Here is a 21999-nt window from a genome sequence, read left to right as displayed (position 1 = left end):
ATCATGCGTGTGCCTAATTGAACCAGGTCATGTCAGCTGTCAGGATGACGTTTTAATACAACAGGAAGCAACAATGAATACTGAAAAGAAACCTAAAGATACTGTTTTAGTACTCGGTGCAGGCGAGCTTGGTATTCAGGTATTGAGAGCGATGAGCAATAAAGTGCAGGAACATACCGATGTAAAAATTAGCGTGTTACTCAGAAGCGAAGCCGCTTATGCCATTTCTGGCTCGCGCAAGGCACGGCTGGATGAACTGACGAAACTTGGAATCGCTGTAGTAGAGGGCGATCTGCAGGAAAACAGTATTGATGAACTGAGTGAACTATTTGCTGCTTTCGACGCCGTCATCAACTGCAGTGGTTTTGTCGGCGGGCCAGGAACACAGATAAAAATTACGCAGGCGGTATTCAAAGCGGCTGTAGCCCGCTACTTCCCATGGCAATTTGGCGTTGATTATGACGTAGTGGGTAAAGGCAGCGGTCAACAAGTTTGGGATGAACAGCTCGAAGTTCGCCACCTTTTACGCCAGCAAAACGCAACATCGTGGGTCATCGTATCCACAGGCATTTTTACCAGCTATTTGTTTGAGCCCGGTTTTGGTGTGATTGACGCGCAAAGTAAAACCGTCTGTGCTCTAGGAGACTGGAAGCACGCGGTAACGCTAACCACACCAGAAGACATTGGCAAGCTGACTGCGGACATTTTCTTCCATCAGCCCACTTTCAAAAACGAGATTGTCTATATTGCAGGTGATACGCTGACTTACAGCGAGCTTGCGGATTTAATGAGTGCTTACTGGGGCATCAAATTAAACAGAAAATTACTGGACAGGCAACAGCTTCAGGGTGATGCGCAGCACAATCCGCAAGATATTGGTGCAAATTACCGAATTGCTTTCGCACGGCCAGACGGCGTAGCCTGGAGTAAGCGCAATACTTACAATCACCGTCAGAGAATTTCAACTACAACGGCCAGTCAATGGCTGGCAAAACAGCACGGCATGTAGCACTCCGGTACTGTTAAGCTCTATTTTAAGCAGTGCAGAACAAAATCAGATGCCGACGTTGTGAATATCTATTGCTCTTGTCTTCAGAGAAAAAAAGCCACTGCAATTTTGCTGAAATTGCGGTTTACCCACCTATCCATAGAGCCAGAGCTTAAAATGAAAGCCCTAATATATTTAGGGCCCGCCTTCGCCCTAAATCAATTCTTCAACGTCTGCTTTTGGCACAAAGCGGACTGACTTGGATGCAAGGTCCGCTATGAGCGAATAACGGACATTTAAGAAGTCAAAGCCGGAAAAAATTTATTCGTATCGCACTTAGTGTTGTGAGCCGCCTTTTCCCCGACTAAATCTGACCGTCTACGAAAATTTCCCACAGCTCTTCAACTGCACGAGACATTCTTGCCGCAGGGCGGAAAAGCCGGATATCAATGGGCACCCAGAGGCCGCTGTCTTTACCCGCAGCAACGGCAATCTCGCCAGCATCAACATCCGGTGCAGCCAGCGTTTCCGGTAGCCATGCGATGCCGTCACCCGCCCTGACCATAGCCAGAAGCGTTGCAGCAAGATCGGCGGTGAAGGCTATATCCATACCTCGCCTGGCACGGTTGACCTGTGACGTATTTGATAGGATCCGGCCAAGTCCGGACTCAGCAGAAAACGAAAGAAACGGAAATTTCCGCCCTCCTGTTGCCTGCCAGATAGGCTCACGGGTTGCAGTATCACAACGTGAGTAAGGCAGTAATGTTTCCTGCCCAAGTCGGACGCTGAGGTATTTGGACTGGTCCAAGTTAATGTGCATGTGAGGGTGGTAATAGCAGAGAAGAAACTGGGCATCACCTTTTTCAATCATCCGTTCACATGCGCTTAGCGTGTCAGACAGCAGGCGGAATGAGCCGAAACGTGCAATTTTCTCGTTGTTACGCATCAGTGCAGGAAAAAAAGAAAATGAAAGGGAGTGCGTTGCCGAAAAAATAACGTCAGGCCGGGTTTCTCCTGCTGCCTCGATAGCTTCACTTCTCAGGGTGTAAAGCGCACGAATGAGATCAGGTATTTGCGTAACGAAAATTTCCCCCGCCCGCGTCAGACTGACGCCACGTCGGTTTCTTTCGAACAATGGCGTTCCCAGCCACTCCTCAAGGGAAACAATCCTCCGGCTGAATGCAGGCTGTGTCACATATCGTGAAGCTGCTGCACGTGAAAAATTAAGTGACTGCGCCAGCGCAACGCAGTCCTCAAGCCATGTTAACTCTAAGTGATGCCGATTTTGCATTACAACCTGCCTCTTTGGCATTAGAACAGCATGTGAGAACTGCTTAGGATGGGTATCAGAAAGGACGAAATGGTCCTTAGGTACGACGAAAATGCATTATGCCAATAAGTATGTGGCATGACATAACACATTTTTTGGCAAACATATCTGACCGATCCCGACTGAGAACTTCCGGAGAGAACATGCGTATCCTTGACGTTGTTGAAATTACCAAACCGATTGCTTCCCCTATCCGTAATGCGTACATCGATTTCAGTAAAATGACGGCGAGCCTGGTGGCCGTTGTGACTGACGTTGAGGTAGATGGACGCCGCGTGGTGGGATACGGGTTTAACTCTAACGGCCGTTATGGTCAGGGCGGCCTTATCCGCGAACGCTTCCGCGATCGTATCCTGCAAGCTGAACCCGATAGCCTGCTGAATGGCAAAGGTGACAACCTGGATCCGCATAAAATCTGGGACGTAATGATGAGCAATGAAAAGCCGGGCGGTCACGGTGAACGTTCGGTCGCCGTAGGCACGCTGGACATGGCCATCTGGGATGCCACGGCAAAAATCGCCAATAAACCGCTGTTTCGCCTGCTGGCAGAAATGAAAGGGGTTGAAGCCAATCCACGTGTCTTCGTCTATGCGGCCGGTGGTTATTATTATCCTGGTAAAGACCTGAGCGCACTGCGCCAGGAAATGCGCGGCTATCTTAACCGTGGTTATAACGTTGTAAAAATGAAAATTGGTGGCGCATCGCTTGAAGAAGATCGTCGCCGCATTGAGGCGGTTCTTGACGAAATCGGCAGTGAAGCCCGCCTGGCAGTGGATGCTAACGGCCGCTTCGATCTGGAAACCGGGATTGCCTACGCTAAGATGCTGCGCGAATACCCGCTCTTCTGGTACGAAGAGGTTGGCGATCCACTTGATTATTCCCTTCAGGCTGCGCTGTCAGAATTTTACCCGGGCTCAATGGCAACTGGTGAAAACCTTTTTTCACATCAGGATGCGCGCAATCTGCTGCGTTATGGCGGTATGCGCCCGGATCGTGATTACCTGCAATTTGACTGCGCGCTCTCTTACGGCTTGGTTGAGTATCTGCGCACGCTGGACGTGCTGGAACAGTTCGGCTGGTCACCGTCACGCTGCGTTCCGCACGGCGGCCATCAGATGTCCCTGAACATTGCTGCGGGTCTCGGTCTGGGCGGGAACGAAAGCTATCCAGACCTGTTCCAGCCATACGGTGGCTTCCCGGATTCTGTGAAGGTTGAGGATGGCCACATCATCATGCCGGAACTGCCGGGCATCGGTTTCGAAGGCAAATCCGACCTTATTAAAGAAATGCGTGCGCTAGCGGAATAATTTCAGCCGGGTATATCGATTTCCTTAATCACTTATTGTGCCTCCCGGTGCAGAACCGGAGGCACCGCGGAAACTTCCTATGAAACTTTTAAATTACCTGACGCCTGATGGATATAGAAGTTACGGCATCCTGAAGTTTGAAGGGATTATAGATTTAAGAAGCCGGACCGATATAGACACTCCTGACCTGAAAAGCTTTATCCGGGAGAAAGGAGTAGCCACTGCCGATAACTATATCAATGCAGACGTTGATTATCAGTTGTCTGAGATTACTTTTTTACCGGTGATTGAAAATCCGGGGAAAATACTGTGTGTGGGGATGAACTATCAGGATAAGCGAACGGAATTCAGCATTACTACTGATGCACCGACAATATTCATTCGTTTTTCAGATTCTCAGACCGCCCACCTCGGAGAAATCGTTAAGCCAGCCCAGAGCGATCAACTAGATTACGAGGGTGAGCTTGTCATTATCATCGGGAAGTCCGGTCTTAATATCTCTGAAGCAGAAGCGGCGGACTATATTGCCGGCTACTCCTGCTACATGGACGGTTCTGTACGCGACTGGCAACATACCTGGTTCACCGCCGGTAAAAACTGGAGCAAGACGGGTGGCTTCGGTCCGTGGCTGGTGACCAGTGATGATGTTACTGATCCGCAAAATCTCCTGCTTAAAACCTGGCTGAATGGCGAAATTGTCCAGCAGGACAGCACCGCGAATATGGTTCATAAGATAAATAAAATTATCAGCTATATGAGCACATTTACTCAACTTTCTCCTGGGGATGTCATTCTTACGGGATCGCCAGGCGGCGTGGGGCGCTCGCGTAATCCACCGCTTTTTCTTAATGACGGTGATGTCATTGAGGTCGAAATAGAATCTATCGGGCGACTTACTAACTATGTCGTCTCACCATCAAAATAATAAAAATCTGAACTGGCTGATATTTAAAAGGAGCTGAAATCAGCATTTCCTCCCCCTACATAAGTACCAAATGAGGAAGTTATCATGAGTGACAATGCTCTCCGCGGTAATACCATTATCGGCAGAAAACGCTGGACGATAATATTACCCGCCGTCTTTATTATGTACACCATATCATTCTTTGACCGGGTCAATATCGGTATGGCGCTGCCGCACATCACGGCTGAAATGGGGCTCAGTCCGGTTGAAGCTGGCTGGCTTGGCGGCGCATTTGCATGGGGCTATGTGGCTACGCAGTTTACCGCGGGATGGCTGGCGCTCCGCTTTGGTTCGCGAAGGATCATTGGCATCAGCCTGTTTCTGTTTGGTGCCTGCGCCATGCTGACCGGTCTGACGCGGAACTTCAGCGAGCTGGTTGCTATCCGTTTCTTCCTGGGGCTGGCCGAAGGTCCCATTCAGGCCGCCACGGCGATGTTTTTAGCGCAATGGTTTATGAAACCGGAGCGAGGACGGGCTTTTGGTATCTGGAACCTGAGCCTGGGCGCCGGCGCGTTTCTGGCAGGTCCGATTTCCGGCTGGATTCTGGCACATCATGACTGGCGTTTGATGATGGTCATTGAGGGCGCGCCGGCGTGGCTATTTTGCATCATCTGGTTTTATCTGGTTCCCAAAAGCATTCAGGCTGCAAGCTGGCTCAGCGCAGGTGACCGTGACCACATCCAGAAAGACCTGGCTGCCGAACAGTCAAACTATGTGAAAGAGAAATCAGACCCGTGGTGGACCATTCTGAAGATACCCGCGCTCTGGCTGATGCTTATTGGTTACTCACTGCATAGCATGCTGGCTTACGGCTTCACGTTGTGGCTGCCGACGGCGCTTAAAGGTTACGGCACGCTCAGTGAATTTATGGTCGGACTGATTAGCGGCTTGCCGTTCCTGATGACTATGGTCGGCATCTGGTACATCACCCGACGCTCCGATAAATACAACCAGGAACGACGTCTGCACGCAGCGATCCCAACAGTTTTGTGTGGTATTGCGCTGTCGGCTGCGGCGTTTGTCCCTCTCTCTTATTACTGGGTGCAGATTGCCCTGTTTATGTTCGTCGGCCTGACGATGAAGATGCTTGTTCCGCTGGTTTATGTGCGGCTCACGGAAATTCTGCCCACCCGTAAAGCGGTACCCGCAGTGGCTTTTGTTGGCGCTTGCAGTAACTTCATCGGACAGTTTGGCGGGCCACTTGTCGCCGGGTACCTCAAACATCTGGGTGGCGGAACGGATATGACGCTGGCATGGAGTGTGCTGGGACTTTTCTCCATTGTGGGCGGAATACTGTTTGCTCTGGCCGTAGGGAACACAGAGAGCGTCTGGAATATCAGACAGGCGTTCCGGGTTTCGTCACGCCGGCACCTTCCCGCCGGAGATTAACGCATGCCAGCCTGTGACCTCTGCGGTAAACAGGCTGGCATTTTCTGGATTTGATTTTTGCGACATGAGAAGGGAATGAGGCTTTATTTCAGGGAATCTCTAGCATGTTATTCAGGGACAGGGCGCACACTTAGCCAGCAAAACCGGCTCAAAATCAATCAGGTCATAAATTCCTGCGGATATTCAATGCTCCATCTGGGACCCTATCTCCACGGAGACGGTAACGACAGTAAATGTGCGACTACGTTAGCCGTTCATGGAACCCGGAGAGACCTCCTGACTGAACACGGCATTACCATAAATGATGAGGAAGGGGCTCAATTTGCGGTTATAAATGGTCTGAACAGCGCCTCTCTGGTCATATCGGTCAGTGAACTATGAATGCTCACCTTTTTGGTCTAAGCCGCATAGAGACCTTCCGTCAGCTTATTCCGGCCATTGGCGTACTTAAAAGTGGTGGGGTGGTATCGGATTTGCAGCTGTCTGCAGTATTCGGCAGTCCATTTGAGGGAAGAGCAAACGACGCCATGGTTCTTCAGCTTGTTGATTATTTTTGTCTGCTGGGAATTGAAGGCGTAACACTTCGGGATTCTTCGGGGGCAGCCTCTCCCGCTGAGACGGCTGCGCTCTGCCGCCGCATTGTTCAACTTTATCCCCATTTGACGGTCACACTTCATCTTAATGATGCGACTGGCCTTGCCGCGCAGATCAGGCGTGCTGCTGCTGATGAGGGAATAGTGCGTTTTGGCCTCACCGGAAGGGAACTGGCTTTGCCCGGAAATATGAATATGGACCTGCACATCGGTACATCTTTACGGTACAAAGCTGAAGTTGAAAGCTATGGTTTCAACACCGGAATTAGTGCTGAGAATCTTAGCCAGATTATGCAATTTGGATCAGTAAATATCTAATGAGTTTCATCAGAGCCCGTTTAGGTTTATAAAAAAATATGTCCGCTTTTGGCACAAAGCAGAAGACCGTCTTAGACAAGGTCCGCTTAGAGCGAATTGCGGAAGTTGACAATTGTAAAAACGGTCAAGGTTGACATCTTTTGTATTTTCGTGAGTTGATTTGCAGGTAGAAAGTTAAAGTGAGTGAACAGAAAATGAGAGTTAATGAATTTTATTTGGATGGAGCATGCGTCCTATATGAAAAAGAATTTCATTCTATTATTTCTTTATCTTTAAACTTTTGACCCTACTATGGCAAAAATCTTGATGCATTGTGGGACCGCCTTAGCACTGATATTGAAAGGCCAGTAAAAATAATATGGCTGAATTCTGATCTATCCAGAGGGGGGCTTGGCAATTATTTCGACAAAATAATCGAGGTTTTTGAAAGGGTAAAACTGCAAGATCTGAATTTCAATTGGGAAGAAAAATTCGATTATGAATTGAAATAGCCCGTGCTAGCAGGGCTTTGGTCTGCTCCGCATTAGCCAATGCAATACGGGCTTCACAATGTCCGCTTCTGGCACAAAGCTGCCTTTGGAGAATGCATGTCCACTATGGGCGAAACCCGATATATGTGGGTTGCTATTTGACCAACCTTGTTTAGGTGGCTACTTTCGGACTGCACCAATCACGGTATCCGGCTGCATCAGTCCTGAAAAATCCCAGGAAGGTAGGCGCTGGGCGGAGACAGGCGGGCAAAAGTGCATGATTAATAGCTTACCCACACGGCAGTATGGGTAAGCACGATCCGCGAATCAGTTGAATACCATTCCGCCGTCGATCAGTAGTGATTGGCCGGTCATGTAGTCGGAATCCGGTCCCGCCAGAAATGCGACGCATGCGGCTACATCTTCCGGTTCAGATAGCCGGCCCAAAGTAATACGTTTTGCAAATTCCTGCGTCCCAAAGCCAGCCGGTTTACCTGCCGCTTGTGAAATTTGCCTGTCTATCGATTCCCACATGGGGGTTTTGACAATACCCGGACAGTAGGCATTGACCGTAATGCCTTTCGACGCAAGATCTTTAGCCGCTGTCTGCGTCAGCCCGCGAACGGCAAATTTGCTGGAGCTATAAACTGCCAGCTCCGGATTGCCAACATGTCCTGCCTGAGAGCAGGCATTAATGATTTTGCCACCGTGCTTCTCCGCGGAAAAAGCGCTGATCGCCGCCTGCATCCCCCAAATCACACCCTTAACGTTGACGTTATAAACCTTATCAACGATCTCCTCGGTGATATCGGTAATCGGTGTTGATGGCGCAATACCGGCGTTGTTCACGATGACGTTGAAATCACCCAGCGCATGGCGCGCTTCTTCAACGGCGTGAAAAACGTTATCGCGTTGGGTGACATCAACCTGCAGCGCGATGGCCTTTCCTCCTGATGTGACAATCTCATCAGCGACATGCTGCGCCGTTTCAAGATTGAAGTCCGCGATGGCTACGGAAAAGCCGTCTTTTGCCAGGCGTAAGGCAATGGCTGCGCCAATGCCCTGTCCGGCGCCGGTTACAAACGCAACTCTGTTTTTCATAATCATATCCTTTCAATTAGAGAATTTGACTCAGGTGTAACTGACTCATCAGTAGCGGGTTATCGCTGTAGTCGACCGGAATTGCGACCACAGCGGGGCCGCTGACATCCATTGCTTTGCGCAATGTTGGCTCAAGTTCTGCCGCACTGTTAACGGAGAAGCCGGCTGCGCCAAAGGCTTCGGCATAGGCTTTAAAATCCACCGGACCGAAACTGACGCCTGAAATGCGCTGATACTTTTTCTCTTCCTGCATGGCGACCATGTTGTAGGCGTTATCAACCCATATGATGTGCAGGATATTGGCCTTCAGCCTGACGGCAGTTTCCAGTTCCATGCTTGATTGCAAAAATCCGCCGTCCCCGGACACCGATACCACCTTGCGTGAAGGATCAACCAGCCAGGCACCAATAGCCCAGGGTAGGGCGACACCCATGGTCTGTTGACCATTAGAGATCATGATTTGGCGCGCACGGAAGCTATACAGATAGCGCGCTATCCAGATATGAAAGCTTCCCATATCAACGGTAAGGCTGATGTCAGAGTTAATGATGTCTTGCATCGCATGCACGATGCGCAGGGGATGCAGCGCAAATTGATTTAAGCTGGCACCTTGCATCGCCAGTAATCGCCGTTGCTGCTGGCGGTCTTCCAGTACTGTGGCCGCAGCGTGACTTAGCGTTAATGGTGAGAGGATACGGGCGGCAATCTTGCATACGGTCTGCGCAATGTCGCCTACCAGTTCTGCGTCGGGCTGGTAGCGGTTATCCGTATCAGCCGGTAGCACATCAATATGTACCAGGATGGCTTTGCCGCTGTTCCACATTGCCGGCTCATACTCAACCGGGCTATAACCGATAGTGATGATCAGGTCCGCCTGCTGTAATAGCCGGTCTCCAGCCTGGTTGTTAAATAATCCAACCCGTCCGGCAAACCTTGAGAAGTGCTCCTGTCTGACTGCGCCTGCAGCCTGGTAAGTACTGGTCACGGGGATCTGGCTTTTTGACAGCAGTTCATGGATTGCGGCGCTATTTTCTGGTTGGCTGGCCATCAGGCCCAGCAGGATGACCGGATTTTTCGCCCGGCTAATTTCCTGGCTGACAGCCTCAATTAGGGCATCGGGGGCCGCGCCCAACTTAACGTGTCCACTATTTTGCAAAGGGCTGCCGGAAACCGGCTGATCAACAATATCCTGCGGCAGGCTGATAAAGGCACCTCCACCGCGTCCGTTTTCTGCATAACGAAATGCGTTAGAGACACATTCGGTCAGCGCGGAGGGGGCGGTGACCTCAACAGCATATTTCGTTACCGGACGAAACATCGACACGGTATCCAGGCTCTGGTGAACCTGTTTGGCGCTATCCGATCGTTTTACCGCTCCGCCAATGGCCACCACCGGATCGCCTTCGCTGGTGGCGGTTGCCATGCCGGTAACCAGATTCGAGCAGCCTGGTCCGGAGGTCACAAGTGCAACACCGGCATGTCCCGTAAGTCGGCCTACCGCTGCGGCCATAAAGGCAGCATTTGCCTCATGCCTGACAGGAATGAGCTGAATGGGAGAATCCAATAATGAATCAAACACTTTGTCGATTTTGGCTCCGGGGATGCCAAACACGTGGTTTACGCCTTGTGCTTCAAGCTGCGCGACCACGAGATCGGCGCCGCTGTTCCAGTGGGTGTGGGTTTTTAACGTTTTCATATTGCCCCCTATTGTTAGCTTTCGACGGCGCGAATGGCTTCATCAAGATTGTGCGGCGTGAGCTCTGCCTGAAGAAATTCGGTATCCCGGGGAAGATCAATGACAAGCTTGTTAATGGAGCCAAAGGTCAGCATTCCCTCCTTCAGCACATAATCGAGGATGTGCCCACCGCCTTGCCGGTCATCCGTAATAAAGTGCTCGTGATAACCCGCCACGTTGATTCCCTGCATGTACTGCGGCGTACGGAAGCCAATCAGTTCACCCTGCGTCTCTTTAAATGCGAAGGTTGGCTGATCGCCCAGCACTTCCGGCATCGAGCGATAAGGGCGACATTGGCAGGGAACGGTTCGAGTCCGTACGGCATGAAAGCGACCACTGATACGCATGGCACAGAATTGGTTATCTGAAGTGATTTTGCTGTCGATAACCTGATGAACCTCTTCTCGCGTGGCGGTTTCGGTAAAGCGGTGGCGATGTTCAGGTTTGAAAAAAGTCATCACAGCAAACGGCGTTTGTTGCTCGGGCTGGGCAGGATTGGCGCTGCCATCGGAGCGTAACTGATAGACCTTGCTGTCGAAGGCAATGAGTTCTCCATCCAGCTGGTTGAACGTACCCAGGCCAAAATCGCCTTTCTTTAACAGCTCGGACACCGTGGTGGATCCTTCATAAACACCGCTCAGCAGCGCGCTCATCAGTGAAGTCTGATAGATAACCTTTTCTGGTGAATCATCATGGAGTTTAAAGACGGTTTCTTTCAGCTGTTCCTCGCATGAACAGGCAGATACAAAATTACACATTTGCCACCTCGCAAACCAATAGTTAAGCCGTGTTAATATCATGGTGGGCTTTTTGGCTTACCGAATCCAATAGCGAAACCTGTTAACTTTGAGACGTTTTTGATATGGAACTTCGCCATCTGCGTTATTTTGTTGCTGTCGCCGAGACGCTACATTTCACTCGTGCTGCAGAAATGCTTGGCATTTCTCAGCCACCGCTGAGCCAGCAAATACAGCGGCTGGAACATGAGATTGGGACACCATTACTGAAACGCCTGACGCGCGGCGTTGAACTCACCGATGCGGGAAGGGCATTCCTAAATGACGCCAATGAGATTGTGCAGCTGGCCGACCATGCGCTTGAGAAAGCCCGTGGTATGGCGCGGGGCATAAGCGGACAGATGTCGCTCGGGTTTGCCAGTTCTGTCGCTTTCGGGGCACCCGTGTTTGACCTTCTTCAGCGTTTTAGAACGCGTTATCCGGCAATGGAACTCATTGCCAGGGAGGAGAATATGGCTTTGCTGATGCAGGATCTGCGGGATGGGTTGCTTGATGCGGCGTTTATTCGTTTGCCGTGTGAAAGCAGCAAAGCGTTCAATTTGAAAGTCATCGCTACCGAAAGAATGATGATTGCGTTACCTGCGGGCCATGCATGTAGCTCCTCTGGCACCATTGCATTAGCGCAGTTGGTGGACGAAACATTGATTATGTTTCCGCGTGAAGTCGCACCCAGCCTGTATGAGCTCATCGTCAGCACCTGTCTGCGCGCGGGGTTCACCACAACACGATTTATTCAGGCTCCCCAAATCACCTCGTCTCTCGGCATGGTCGGAGCAGGTTGCGGCATCGCGTTGGTACCAGAGTCCATGTGCTGTGTGAGCAACCCGCACGTTACGTTTTGCGAAATAGAGAATAACACCCTGTTTACCGATATCGCCTTTGCCTGGCGGCGCAACAATCCCTCCAGGACGGTGATGCATCTACTCAGTTTGATTAGCCAGTGATACGGCTAACTCTGTGACATTGATGCAGTGCCTGACCATTGAATTGAAATGCTCAGTCTCTTTTGTGCAAAACGCGTGAGGCCATCGCAGTGCTTGATCTTTATCGAATGATACGGACAAGGCAGCTTACTTTTTTTGTTGCGACACCAGTGCAAAATATGGATGTTGCCCAGCCAGCAACAATAACAATTCATATTCGCCCTGGCTGAGCTGCCCTGGATTCTTCGCAGACTCTTTCGACTGCCAAACACGCAGGCTAAGATCGAAACGCTCAGCGGCACTCTGTTGTGAAAGGCCAGCGGCAAGCCTGAGATCACGGATATTATGCTGTATGGCCACGGGCCGCTCTAAAAGTTGATTTCTCAAAGAAAACTCCTTAAATACGGGATGGAGTGAATTTGGGTGTATCGCTCACCCGCCTCTAAACATCACGTTAACTTGACCTGGATGCAGTGTTTTAATTTTCTCATTTATCAGAGGCTTATTAAGAAGAAATGAAAATAATTATTTTTTAGTTTAATGAAATAGATATTGTTAACACATGTCAGAATAAATCGCTGGCCTCGCCAGGATTACTCTCCTTTTTTATCCCCACCTCAACAGCAGGAATATTCCTCTATTTTATCCAGGGTGATTGTTCAATATAGGGAATTTATTGCGCTGGCAAGCCTCATGCCGGGCGTTCCTACATAAAACAGAAAAGGATAAAAATAATGAAAAACCGTCAATACATTCAGCGGCGTATTCCCGCAGACCTCAGTCAGGTAGAGATACGCGAGCAGTGGCAAATCACGTTCTGGACTCTGAAGTTAAGCACCACACAAGACCGACTGAGTCAGGCCCTGCGCGAAGTCGGGCCGGACCTGGAGAACGTGCGCGCGTGGCTTGAGACAACCCCCACTTCTCGCCCAAAACGTTAGTGCCGGTCAACCGTTAACCACCCCCGTGAGGGTGGCGAACGGACCTTGTGGTAGCGAAGTGCTGCTTATAAACGCCCGCGATAACCTGCGGTGCGTCGTAAACCTGCCCAACAAAAGCGTGTGTGCATAAGGTTTTCCCCGGTGTTGTCACTATAAATAAGAATTTTTATCATTTATATATGTCGCGTGCTTTATAATAGCGCGCTATTTATGTAGCTTTTTTATTGTGACAGTTAGCTGGAAAAAGTAAAACGTTTGCACGATGAAATAAATGTATCGTCATTAGATAATTATTTCGTTAAAGAAAGTACAAATGACGGCTTTCCCGACGGGACACTCTTTACGTTCCAGAATAATCATTCAGGCACGCCTTCCCTAAGCGGCAATACACTTCCACTGAGTAGATAAATTGAAATTCCGGTCGTTGCTCTTGGCTAGCCAGTCAGAGGAATGAATTAAAAAAGTAACCAATTGATAACCAGCGTGGGAGATCTGTTTTTTTTGCTACCTTGAAACTATCCATAACATCAGTGGATGAAGGGATATTCAGGCTCAGGTAACACCTGCACATATCGCTGTTACGTTAAGCAACCTCCACAGGGGCTGCAGCATCATAAATTACATTCACGTGAGCCGAATTTGTATGAGCAAAAAAAATCATCGCACAGTACCAGGCGTACACCCCTATGATGGCCCGGCGGGCGGTTGGGGAGCACTTAAGGCAACCGCAATAGCCGTTAAAAACCAAATGGATACCTTAAAAGCGCCGCCTACGCTGATGCGCACTAATCAGCCCGATGGGTTTGATTGCCCCGGATGTGCCTGGCCGGATAAGGATCATGGCTCAACCTTCCAGTTCTGTGAAAATGGCGCTAAGGCGGTCACATGGGAAGCGACCACCAAGCGCGTTACGCCGGCATTTCTTGCCGAAAACACTATTACGTCGCTGCTACAGCGTTCCGATTATGAGCTGGAGGGATACGGCAGGTTAACCACGCCGCTGCGCTATGATGCAGCAAGCGACACCTTCATCGAAGTGAGCTGGGAAGAGGCTTTTACGCGTATTGCCAATAAGTTAGCTGCACTGCCGCCAGATGAGGTTGAGTTCTATACCTCCGGTCGCGCATCAAACGAGGCGGCCTATTTGTTCCAGCTTTTTGCCCGGGAGTATGGTACTAACAATTTTCCTGATTGTTCAAATATGTGCCACGAGGCAACCAGCGTAGGTTTGCCTCAGTCGATTGGGATCGGTAAGGGCACCGTATCACTGGACGATTTCGATAGCGCAGAGCTTATTCTCTCAATGGGTCATAATCCAGGAACCAATCATCCGCGCATGATGGGAACGCTGCACGAGCTGGCGCGCCGTAACGTACCGATTATCGTGTTTAATCCGCTGCGCGAACGCGCGCTTGAGCGTTTTGCCGACCCGCAGAATGTCATGGAGATGGCAACCAACAGCTCAACCGATATCGCGTCAACGTATTATTTGGTCCGTGCCGGTGGCGATTCGGCTGCGCTTAAAGGTATCGCCAAAGCGGTGCTGGCGATTGAGGCTGAAACCGGTACGGCACTGGATCATGACTTTATCCGCGAGCACACAGAAGGGTTTGAGCGCTTCGCGGCGGACATCGAAGCCACATCCTGGGCATTAATCGAGCAAGACTCTGGCCTGAAGCAGGCAGATCTCAGGCGCGTCGCTGAAGCTTACGTCAAATCGAATGCCACTATCCTGACGTATGGTATGGGCATTACACAGCACAACCGCGGTACGGATAATGTGCGCCTGTTGGTCAATCTGCTGCTAATGCGAGGCAATATAGGTAAACCCGGCGCAGGCGTTTGTCCGTTACGAGGCCACTCCAACGTGCAGGGTAACCGTACCGTGGGGATAACTGAGAAACCGTCGTCCGATTTTCTCAATAAGCTGGAAAACGTGTTTGGATTTACACCACCGTCGCATCATGGTCATGATGCGGTGCAGGCGATGAAAGCGATAGTCGATAAGCAGTCGAAGGCGCTCATTTGCCTCGGAGGAAATTTTGCCGTGGCGCTGCCCGATTCAGACGTGACCTTTCCGGCGATGCGTGAACTTGAACTCAGTGTTCACATCGCGACCAAGTTGAACCGTACTCATCTTCTGACCGGGAAAGAGACACTACTGCTGCCGTGCCTTGGCCGTACCGAACTGGATGAGCAGTCTGGCAATCGCCAGTCGGTCACTGTTGAAGATTCCATGTCGATGGTGCACGCCTCTTCCGGAAAGTTGAAGCCAGCGTCGCCGCTGCTGCGTTCTGAACCGGCCATTGTTGCCGGGATGGCCATCGCGGCTCTGCCGAGAACGCGGGTTAACTGGAATGAGTTGATAGCCGATTACGATCTCATCCGCGACCTGATCGAAAAAACCATACCCGGATTCGATGATTACAATGCCCGCATTCGCCAACCCGGTGGTTTTCAGATGCCACTGCCGCCGCGGGATCGCATCTGGCCGACCCCGAGCGGTAAAGCGATGTTTTCGCTTTATCAGGGCACGCATGAGGACCTGACGGTGCCGGGCGACGACGTGCTACGTCTGATTACGCTTCGCAGTCACGATCAATACAACACGACGATTTACGCCATGGATGATCGCTACCGCGGAGTATTTGGTCGCCGTGATGTCCTGTTTATGTGTGACTTTGATCTGGAACGTCTGGGGCTTGAGCACGGGGATGTTGTGGATCTGGAGTCAGCAGTGCCGGGCTACCGTATGCGTCTGGAATCCATGACGGTAATTCGCTATGCCATCTCACAGGGATCGATTGGAGCCTATTATCCGGAGGCTAACGTTCTGATTCCACTGGACTACATCGACAAGGAGAGCGGTACGCCATCGTATAAATCTGCGCCGGTACGTATCACACTGCGGTCACGCGACGTTGTCACTCCGCAGGCTGTTGAATCCCATTAAAGTGAAAATAAGGCAGGCGCCAGTTTGCAATGTCTTGAGGTCTGCTATGAGCGAGGAGCAGAGCCCTCATCGTAAGGACAGCAATTGTTTGCGGGAACGGGGCCACTCCAGAATGTGAACAAGCCGGTATGACATGGAGGGGACAGCAACTTATAAAAGGAGGAATAATTATTTGACAGCGCAGCCTACCTACTAGTAGATTTATCGAGCGTCTTACATGACTTCTGAATGTCATCCAGTTATTAAAAGCAAAATCTTAATGATTACGCCCGGATGAACAGTGAACTAAATTCTGCAATGTTGAGTGTTTTCATGAATAAACCTTTTCTTTCTGTCGGTCATAAAATAGTGCGCTTGGCGATAATAATTGTGATCCCATTACTGCTGATCGCCTTGTTCGTGTGGGCGGGCGGGTGGCTGAATACTGGCAGGCTGACATCGGATAAGCTGATTACTGCCTTAGAAAAATCTAATGGCAATCACCCGGGTTATCGCCGTAATCATGCAAAGGGCGTTTGTATTCTGGGGGATTTTTCTGCCAACGGTAACGCCAGCGCCCTGTCACGAGCTGCACTGTTTGCCTCAGGCGTTACGCCTGTGGTGGGCCGTTTAGCTATCGCAGGCGGAAATCCCAATGCGCCTGATTATGCAGTACCGATACGCAGTATGGCGCTGGCTTTCTATCAGAAAAATGGTGAACAGTGGCGCACAGGCATGAATGCAATGCCTTTTTTTCCGGTACAAAGCGTGCAGGGCTTCTATGACCTGCAGACCGCCACGCTGCCGGATGCAAAAACCGGTAAACCTGATCCGGCCAGAATGCAGGCTTTTGTACGTCAGCATCCAGAGATCAAACCTTTCTTTGCCTGGGCAAAGCAATATGTTCCCTCTTCCAGCTGGGTCCGCGATCAATTTAACAGTTTGAACGCCTTTAATTTCATTGATAAAGAGGGCCATTCCCACCTGGTGCGCTGGAGTATGGTGCCGCACGCTGACTATCAGGCGATGGATGAAAATGAGAAAAACGACGCCAATTTCTTGCAGCGTGATTTACAGCAGCGGCTAGCGAACGGGCCGCAGAAATGGGATCTGATGGTTACAGTGGCGGGCTCTGGTGATAAAGGCAATGACGCATCGATTGGCTGGCCTGCCGATCGTCAGGTGATTAATGCCGGAACGCTGACAATTAATAAGACAACGGCACAACAGCAGGGCGTTTGTAACGACATTAACTATGACCCGCTGATTTTACCTGATGGTATTACGGCTTCGGATGACCCGCTTCTTAATGCCCGCTCATCCGCTTACGCTAAATCCTATAATGCACGCACTCATGAACAGGCCGGAGCCCACTGATGAAACATAACAACACTTTTCACCCGGCACTGCGCGTACTTCACTGGGTGATGGCTGCGGCTATTATGGCCATGTTATTTATTGGTGTCGCAATGGTATCCACGGTTTCATCATTGCACGGCCTGCTGGTTGCGATTCATAAGCCGCTGGGTTTGATGATTTTAATGCTGGTCATTGTGCGGCTTTGGCTGCGATTCAGCACTGCTAAGCCAGCACTTCCAGCCACGCTGTCTGCCTGGCAGAAATTCTTAGCGCATCTGTCTCATTGGGCACTGTATGCCATGATGCTGTCTCAGCCCCTGATCGGTTGGGCGATGCTGTCAGCGGCGGGGTATCCCGTCACACTGGGTCATGTTGTGCTGCCGCCCATTGTTCCGATCAGCAACAACGCTTATGCCATTTTACGTCCGCTTCACAGCCTGGTAGCAATGGCGCTTTTCATCACTGTTATGTTGCATCTTGCCGCAGCTCTGTACCACGCTTTGATTCTGCGCGACGGCGTATTTAGCAGTATGGCGGGTGCATATAAACGCAAACGCTTGACGCGCGGTGCGCTTGACAATCCGGCTGACGCTGAGTAGGTTCGTGGCCGTTTATCGATTTGCAGTTATTTTACCGTTGCTGCTGGAGCAAGCATGAGTACAGAACGTTCACAGAAAGCCGAAGAGATTATGCACCACACCAGAATTCTGCTGACAGCAGGCGGTTATAACAGCTTCAGTTATGCTGATTTAGCCGAGCGGGTGCAGATTCGTAAGTCGAGTATTCACCACCATTTCCCTGGCAAAGCGGATCTGGTTCAGGCAGTCGTGAGTGATTATCGACAGCAGGCACAAGCAGGAATGGCGGCAACCAGCCAGCATTTCTCTGGTGATGCATTAGGTGAAATTAACAGCTACGTGAATTTCTGGGCGACCTGCATACGTGAGAACAATTCTCCTTTCTGCATTTGCGTGATGCTGGCTGTTGAATTAACGATTTTACCTAAAGAAGTGGCTAAGGAAGTCAGTGGGCATTTCAACGATCTCACTAACTGGCTCACTGATGTACTGAGCAGAGGTGAAAAAAATGGCGTTTTTATTCTACGGGAAAGTGCAGCTACAGAGGCCAAATCGCTAATGGCTACGGTGCATGGTGCAATTATATCTTCGCGTGCCTTTAATAACGCTGATGTATTTCAGCAAATTGTCGAGCCAGTGATTAAAAGATTAACGAAAACCAGCTGAAGTAACTCAGACAATAAAACGTTACTAGCCGAACTCTTCAAGTGTTCGGCTACTCGGGCTGAAATAGTTGATGGGCAGTCTTTGTACCGGTTAGATATTTAAACATTAGAGCGATTTAGTTGACTGGATTTCGTGATGTTGAATGAAATATCCGGATCATACAAAGAATAACTGCAAGTGGCATTGTAGTAACTCAGCCTATCTTCTAGTAGGTATGTAATGCAGTGTTTGTCCGTACTAATGTAAGCATGATTTGGAGGAAGTGATATAGCCAGCGAAGACTTTGATTGAGGCTATTTCAATGTGACTTTACTTTGATGGAGAAATTATTAATGAACACTATCCGCGCTTTGCATTCAATGCCGGACCTGGCAGCATTAAACATAGAAAGAATGAATTCCCGATCTTCTGTTACCACTGCGTCAGGTTTTCAGCCCTTTTTACAGACTCAGCTCAAACTCTCCGGAAATTCTGGATTGAATGAGTCAGCAGTATTAAAGCAATCGATCAGTATGCCACCTCACCTGGCAGACATCGACTCGCTGGTTGCTCAACTACTCGCTAGCAGGAAGATGTTATTACAGCCATTCAGGTCAGTTTCTTTTTCAGGAAAACAGTATTGTGAACACCTTAGACAACGTAGCGTAACTGGCGGTTTTTGCAGGGAGATAGCTGACGTCAGTAAGGCGGAATATGTTCCTGAATCCTTTTCTGATTCGTGTGTGATAATGAACAAAAAACATCCTGAAGTACGCAGAGATCCCTGCAGTTATTCACTTAATACCGATTTCAAATATGAATGTCAGCAAACGATTCCGGTTGCTGTGATGGCGCCTTTAACCTACTTTTTTATCGGGATTTTTCCTGACTTAGTCCGGAGCTCTGTGTCAGGTTACATAAGGCAGCCCTTGCGTTTACGCAGACTACGTAGGTTAGACAGAACAGGTTACCGCCAGAATGCTTGCGACCTAAACCTATATCGTTAATCCAAGACTGTATAAAAAATTAAGATTAATTTTTTGACACAGTGTCGTTTTTTTATCGAGCAACATTTTTATACGCTCTGTTTTTCCTTAAAAAGCGTGTTTTTATAAGCTTTACACATTTTGTTAATCCTACGACTGATTAATTGCCGACTCTAATTCGGCCATCAATCGTCTGGAATATTCTGTGAAGTCCAACCTATTTCGGAGAATCATAATGAAATCCAATTTCGCTACATCTACCTACATTCAAAATCAATGGCTTCAAGCTTATTATTATATCCGTGCTGCAGGTTCAATTGTCTGGATTGCACTTGCGCTATTCATTGGCAAACACAATCCCATAGTTGGTGCCATTCTGCTTGTTTTGTATCCTACATGGGACGCATTCGCCAATTATCTTGATGCAAGACAGTCAGGGGGCTTAGCACTAAACCCACCCCAAAAATTTAACTTTATCGTTAGCCTGGTGGTCGCAGCGGCTATTATCTGGGCTCTTTCTATCAGCATGAATACAACCATTAAAGTCTTTGGAATATGGGCGATTTTTTCTGGTGTATTGCAGCTTTCTGCTTCCATCCGTCGCTGGAAAAATTCAAATGGACAATGGGCTATGGTCTTGAGTGGAGCACAATCTGCATTGGCGGGTGTGTTTATGTTTAAACAGGCGAGTAGTAATGCTGCTCTGGATGTCACCACGGTTGCACCTTACGCCGCTTTTGGTGTTCTCTATTTCCTGATTTCAGCCATCACACTGACCATAAAGAATGGGCGTAAAAAATAAAGCTGCCTGCTGAGCGTTCAGGAAAAATGGTGTGACTATTAGTATTTAATGGGCGGCTTAGGGCGAACTTGATAACCCGGCACATCAGGCTATTCCTGTTCTGAAGCTAACATAATATCTGCGATATCCAGCAATGCGCGCAGGCGATCCATATGACGAAGATCCTGATGGTAGCCGACCCAGATGTCTCTTGAAGGGGGAATGTCAGGCATTTCAATACGCTGCAGCCCGGTGGTGGCATCACCCAAAGGCCGTGGCAGCACGGCTACGCCAATCCCCCGCAGACACATCTGCGCCTGAACCGCACGGCTTGTGCTTTTAAAGGCAGGTTTTGACTGCGGGAAATGATCAAGAAGCCATGAGACGTCAGGAAAATGTGACTGCCCAGTATTCATCAGGATCAGCCCCACCGAAGAGGGGGCTGTGAGCAGTGCCTGTGCATTCTGTGGCGTGCCATAAAGTGCGTAGGGCACACGCATCAAACGGCGCTGAACAATATTCGGATCGGTAAAGGGTACGATGCGAAACGCGATGTCGGCATCACGGCGCGACAGATCGAGCAGGCGGTAACCTGCAATAATTTCCGGCACAATCGCCGGATGACGACGTGTCAATTCACTCAGCACGGGGGCCAGCACATAGTTAGTGAACCATTCTGCTGATGATATTCTCAGTATTCCTTCAAGGCGATCGTGATTGCCTGCCAGACGACGTTCCATGGCAAGCGCGGAATTTTCCATCGCTTCTGCTAGCTTCATGATCCCGTCTCCGGCATCTGTCAGCACCAATCCCTCCGTTGTCCGGCGAAACAGCGCCTGCTGCGCTTCATCCTCAAGCGCCTTGATACGGCGTCCTACTGTAGGATGACTTACGCCCAGACTCAGGGCTGCTTTCCCGAAAGAGCCGTTACGCATGACCGCAAGCAATACCTGAACATCCCCCCAATCCATGCTTCGATCCCACCGTTCAAAAATGAACATCCAATATACAAAAGTGTCAGTTCTCAAACAACTTTGCAGGCATCACCATGGCTTCTTTAAATTCGTCGCCTCAGGCGACACGAACAGGAAGCTGAGATTATGCATAAATTAAAAGACAAAGTTGCTCTGGTTACCGGAGGTTCAAAAGGTATCGGAGCAGGTATAGCCCGTCAGCTGGCAGCTGATGGCGCCAGGGTTATCGTCAATTACGTCTCAGATAGAGACGCTGCTGAAAAGGTTGTTGTCGATATTAAAGCCACCAAGGGTGAGGCTGTGGCAGTCGCAGCGGATGTCACCAGTCAGACTGAGGTCGAGGCACTAATTAATACCAGCATTGCTCTTTTCGGGCGGCTCGACATCGTGGTGAACAACGCCGGTGTTTACCAGTTCGCCAAAATTGAAGAGAGCACTGAAGCGCTGTACCGCAGGCAATTTGATATCAATGTGCTTGGACCCTTGTTAGTAAGCGCCGCGGCCGCACCGCACCTGGGTCACGGCAGCAGCATCATCAATATCAGTTCATTCGTCACCCGAGTCTTTATTGCTGAAAGTGCCATCTACAGCGGTGCTAAGGGGGCGATTGATGCCATTACCGGTGTGCTTTCACTTGAGCTCGGTCCCAGGGGAATTCGCGTGAATGCGGTCAACCCGGGCCTGATCGAAACGGAAGGAAGCCATAGCGCAGGCGCAATAGGCTCGGACTTCCAAACCTGGAATGAAGAGCAAACGCCGCTTGGCCGTATAGGTCAGGTGGAGGACGTCGCCCCAATCGTCTCATTTCTCGCCTCCGATGAGGCCAGGTGGATTACTGGGGAGATTATTCTGGCTTCCGGCGGCATGCGCTGATCGGATCGGTGTTGC

The 21999-nt window shown here is 49.9% G+C and carries 19 protein-coding genes and 1 pseudogene; 14 read left to right on the top strand and 6 right to left on the bottom strand.

What is annotated here, in order from left to right:
- Nucleotides 1–73: 73 nt before the first annotated feature.
- Nucleotides 74–1009 carry an aromatic alcohol reductase gene (locus PZBJ_RS02800; RefSeq protein WP_101761090.1) on the top strand — a complete coding sequence of 312 codons (936 nt, stop codon included), beginning with the start codon at nt 74–76 and terminating at the stop codon, nt 1007–1009.
- Between the two features lie 343 nt (nt 1010–1352).
- Here the strand turns inward: PZBJ_RS02800 and PZBJ_RS02795 are convergent, their stop codons facing one another.
- Nucleotides 1353–2279 (bottom strand): LysR family transcriptional regulator, encoded by a 927-nt coding sequence (locus PZBJ_RS02795; protein ID WP_101761089.1) that lies wholly within the window; start codon nt 2277–2279, stop codon nt 1353–1355.
- Nucleotides 2280–2461: 182 nt separating this feature from the next.
- On the opposite strand from PZBJ_RS02795, the gene PZBJ_RS02790 reads away from it, so the two are divergent.
- The 5 genes and pseudogenes from PZBJ_RS02790 to PZBJ_RS24290 form a co-directional block, all read left to right on the top strand.
- Nucleotides 2462–3625, top strand: a complete 1164-nt coding sequence (locus PZBJ_RS02790; protein ID WP_101761088.1) for a mandelate racemase/muconate lactonizing enzyme family protein — start codon at nt 2462–2464, stop codon at nt 3623–3625.
- Between the two features lie 79 nt (nt 3626–3704).
- Entirely contained in the window at nt 3705–4550 is an 846-nt protein-coding gene (locus tag PZBJ_RS02785) for a fumarylacetoacetate hydrolase family protein (RefSeq protein WP_101761087.1), read from the top strand.
- Between the two features lie 84 nt (nt 4551–4634).
- A complete protein-coding gene (locus PZBJ_RS02780; protein WP_101761086.1) occupies nt 4635–5978 on the top strand; it encodes an MFS transporter in 1344 nt (447 codons plus the stop codon).
- Between the two features lie 377 nt (nt 5979–6355).
- The gene (locus tag PZBJ_RS02770) at nt 6356–6889 is read left to right on the top strand and encodes a beta/alpha barrel domain-containing protein (protein ID WP_101761084.1); all 534 of its coding nucleotides are present in this window, start codon (nt 6356–6358) and stop codon (nt 6887–6889) included.
- Nucleotides 6890–7188: 299 nt separating this feature from the next.
- Nucleotides 7189–7380, top strand: a pseudogene (locus PZBJ_RS24290) (barstar family protein); the annotation flags it as partial.
- A gap of 306 nt (nt 7381–7686) precedes the next feature.
- Here PZBJ_RS24290 and PZBJ_RS02760 read toward each other — a convergent pair.
- From PZBJ_RS02760 to budA, 3 genes are read right to left on the bottom strand one after another with little or no spacing between them, the layout of a single operon-like run.
- The gene (locus PZBJ_RS02760) at nt 7687–8460 is read right to left on the bottom strand and encodes a (S)-acetoin forming diacetyl reductase (protein WP_101761083.1); all 774 of its coding nucleotides are present in this window, start codon (nt 8458–8460) and stop codon (nt 7687–7689) included.
- Between the two features lie 16 nt (nt 8461–8476).
- The gene (alsS, locus tag PZBJ_RS02755) at nt 8477–10156 is read right to left on the bottom strand and encodes an acetolactate synthase AlsS (RefSeq protein ID WP_101761082.1); all 1680 of its coding nucleotides are present in this window, start codon (nt 10154–10156) and stop codon (nt 8477–8479) included.
- A 14-nt stretch (nt 10157–10170) separates the two neighbouring features.
- Nucleotides 10171–10953: an acetolactate decarboxylase gene (budA, locus tag PZBJ_RS02750; RefSeq protein ID WP_101761081.1), complete on the bottom strand. Its 783-nt coding sequence runs from the start codon at nt 10951–10953 to the stop codon at nt 10171–10173.
- Between the two features lie 104 nt (nt 10954–11057).
- On the opposite strand from budA, the gene PZBJ_RS02745 reads away from it, so the two are divergent.
- Nucleotides 11058–11936 carry a LysR family transcriptional regulator gene (locus tag PZBJ_RS02745; RefSeq protein WP_101761080.1) on the top strand — a complete coding sequence of 293 codons (879 nt, stop codon included), beginning with the start codon at nt 11058–11060 and terminating at the stop codon, nt 11934–11936.
- Between the two features lie 126 nt (nt 11937–12062).
- Here PZBJ_RS02745 and PZBJ_RS02740 read toward each other — a convergent pair whose 3' ends face one another.
- Entirely contained in the window at nt 12063–12302 is a 240-nt protein-coding gene (locus PZBJ_RS02740; RefSeq protein ID WP_101761079.1) for a transcriptional regulator, read from the bottom strand.
- A gap of 347 nt (nt 12303–12649) precedes the next feature.
- Here PZBJ_RS02740 and PZBJ_RS02735 point away from each other — a divergent pair, with 347 nt between their 5' ends.
- From PZBJ_RS02735 to PZBJ_RS02710, 6 genes are all read left to right on the top strand, one after another.
- Nucleotides 12650–12856: a DUF3606 domain-containing protein gene (locus PZBJ_RS02735; protein WP_101761078.1), complete on the top strand. Its 207-nt coding sequence runs from the start codon at nt 12650–12652 to the stop codon at nt 12854–12856.
- Nucleotides 12857–13499: 643 nt separating this feature from the next.
- Complete coding sequence (locus tag PZBJ_RS02730) at nt 13500–15809, top strand: FdhF/YdeP family oxidoreductase (RefSeq protein ID WP_101761077.1); 2310 nt, start codon at nt 13500–13502, stop codon at nt 15807–15809.
- 312 nt (nt 15810–16121) lie between these two features.
- On the top strand, nt 16122–17165 hold the full coding sequence (locus tag PZBJ_RS02725) for a catalase family peroxidase (RefSeq protein WP_101761076.1): 1044 nt from the start codon (nt 16122–16124) through the stop codon (nt 17163–17165).
- A complete protein-coding gene (locus PZBJ_RS02720; RefSeq protein ID WP_101761075.1) occupies nt 17165–17746 on the top strand; it encodes a cytochrome b in 582 nt (193 codons plus the stop codon). Before PZBJ_RS02725 ends, PZBJ_RS02720 begins: the two co-directional genes overlap by 1 nt.
- A gap of 54 nt (nt 17747–17800) precedes the next feature.
- Entirely contained in the window at nt 17801–18391 is a 591-nt protein-coding gene (locus tag PZBJ_RS02715) for a TetR/AcrR family transcriptional regulator (protein ID WP_101761074.1), read from the top strand.
- Nucleotides 18392–19591: 1200 nt separating this feature from the next.
- Nucleotides 19592–20158 (top strand): DUF308 domain-containing protein, encoded by a 567-nt coding sequence (locus tag PZBJ_RS02710; protein WP_101761761.1) that lies wholly within the window; start codon nt 19592–19594, stop codon nt 20156–20158.
- Nucleotides 20159–20247: 89 nt separating this feature from the next.
- On the opposite strand, the gene PZBJ_RS02705 is transcribed toward PZBJ_RS02710, so the two are convergent.
- Nucleotides 20248–21108 carry a LysR family transcriptional regulator gene (locus tag PZBJ_RS02705; RefSeq protein ID WP_101761073.1) on the bottom strand — a complete coding sequence of 287 codons (861 nt, stop codon included), beginning with the start codon at nt 21106–21108 and terminating at the stop codon, nt 20248–20250.
- 129 nt (nt 21109–21237) lie between these two features.
- Between PZBJ_RS02705 and PZBJ_RS02700 the strand changes: the two genes are divergently transcribed.
- Nucleotides 21238–21984, top strand: coding sequence for an SDR family NAD(P)-dependent oxidoreductase (locus tag PZBJ_RS02700; RefSeq protein WP_101761072.1), 747 nt, complete (start codon nt 21238–21240; stop codon nt 21982–21984).
- The last annotated feature ends 15 nt before the right edge of the window (nt 21985–21999 follow it).

The sequence above is a fragment of the Pantoea endophytica genome (assembly GCF_002858935.1).
In the GTDB taxonomy this organism is placed as follows: Bacteria; Pseudomonadota; Gammaproteobacteria; order Enterobacterales; family Enterobacteriaceae; genus Pantoea; species Pantoea leporis.
The sequence above is the reverse complement of the archived record's forward strand: the minus strand, read 5'-3'. Positions and strand labels throughout refer to the sequence as shown.

Bases quoted from the DNA above. Each gene is read 5' to 3' on its own strand.
- PZBJ_RS02745 (WP_101761080.1), top strand. From the start codon at position 11,058: ATGGAACTTCGCCATCTGCGTTATTTTGTTGCTGTCGCCGAGACGCTA.
- PZBJ_RS02715 (WP_101761074.1), top strand. From the start codon at position 17,801: ATGAGTACAGAACGTTCACAGAAAGCCGAAGAGATTATGCACCACACC.
- PZBJ_RS02710 (WP_101761761.1), top strand. From the start codon at position 19,592: ATGAAATCCAATTTCGCTACATCTACCTACATTCAAAATCAATGGCTT.
- PZBJ_RS02785 (WP_101761087.1), top strand. From the start codon at position 3,705: ATGAAACTTTTAAATTACCTGACGCCTGATGGATATAGAAGTTACGGC.
- PZBJ_RS02780 (WP_101761086.1), top strand. From the start codon at position 4,635: ATGAGTGACAATGCTCTCCGCGGTAATACCATTATCGGCAGAAAACGC.
- PZBJ_RS02730 (WP_101761077.1), top strand. From the start codon at position 13,500: ATGAGCAAAAAAAATCATCGCACAGTACCAGGCGTACACCCCTATGAT.
- PZBJ_RS02700 (WP_101761072.1), top strand. From the start codon at position 21,238: ATGCATAAATTAAAAGACAAAGTTGCTCTGGTTACCGGAGGTTCAAAA.
- PZBJ_RS02790 (WP_101761088.1), top strand. From the start codon at position 2,462: ATGCGTATCCTTGACGTTGTTGAAATTACCAAACCGATTGCTTCCCCT.
- PZBJ_RS02735 (WP_101761078.1), top strand. From the start codon at position 12,650: ATGAAAAACCGTCAATACATTCAGCGGCGTATTCCCGCAGACCTCAGT.
- PZBJ_RS02725 (WP_101761076.1), top strand. From the start codon at position 16,122: ATGAATAAACCTTTTCTTTCTGTCGGTCATAAAATAGTGCGCTTGGCG.
- PZBJ_RS02720 (WP_101761075.1), top strand. From the start codon at position 17,165: ATGAAACATAACAACACTTTTCACCCGGCACTGCGCGTACTTCACTGG.
- PZBJ_RS02770 (WP_101761084.1), top strand. From the start codon at position 6,356: ATGAATGCTCACCTTTTTGGTCTAAGCCGCATAGAGACCTTCCGTCAG.
- PZBJ_RS02800 (WP_101761090.1), top strand. From the start codon at position 74: ATGAATACTGAAAAGAAACCTAAAGATACTGTTTTAGTACTCGGTGCA.
- PZBJ_RS02795 (WP_101761089.1), bottom strand. From the start codon at position 2,279: ATGCAAAATCGGCATCACTTAGAGTTAACATGGCTTGAGGACTGCGTT.
- alsS (WP_101761082.1), bottom strand. From the start codon at position 10,156: ATGAAAACGTTAAAAACCCACACCCACTGGAACAGCGGCGCCGATCTC.
- PZBJ_RS02705 (WP_101761073.1), bottom strand. From the start codon at position 21,108: ATGGATTGGGGGGATGTTCAGGTATTGCTTGCGGTCATGCGTAACGGC.
- PZBJ_RS02760 (WP_101761083.1), bottom strand. From the start codon at position 8,460: ATGAAAAACAGAGTTGCGTTTGTAACCGGCGCCGGACAGGGCATTGGC.
- budA (WP_101761081.1), bottom strand. From the start codon at position 10,953: ATGTGTAATTTTGTATCTGCCTGTTCATGCGAGGAACAGCTGAAAGAA.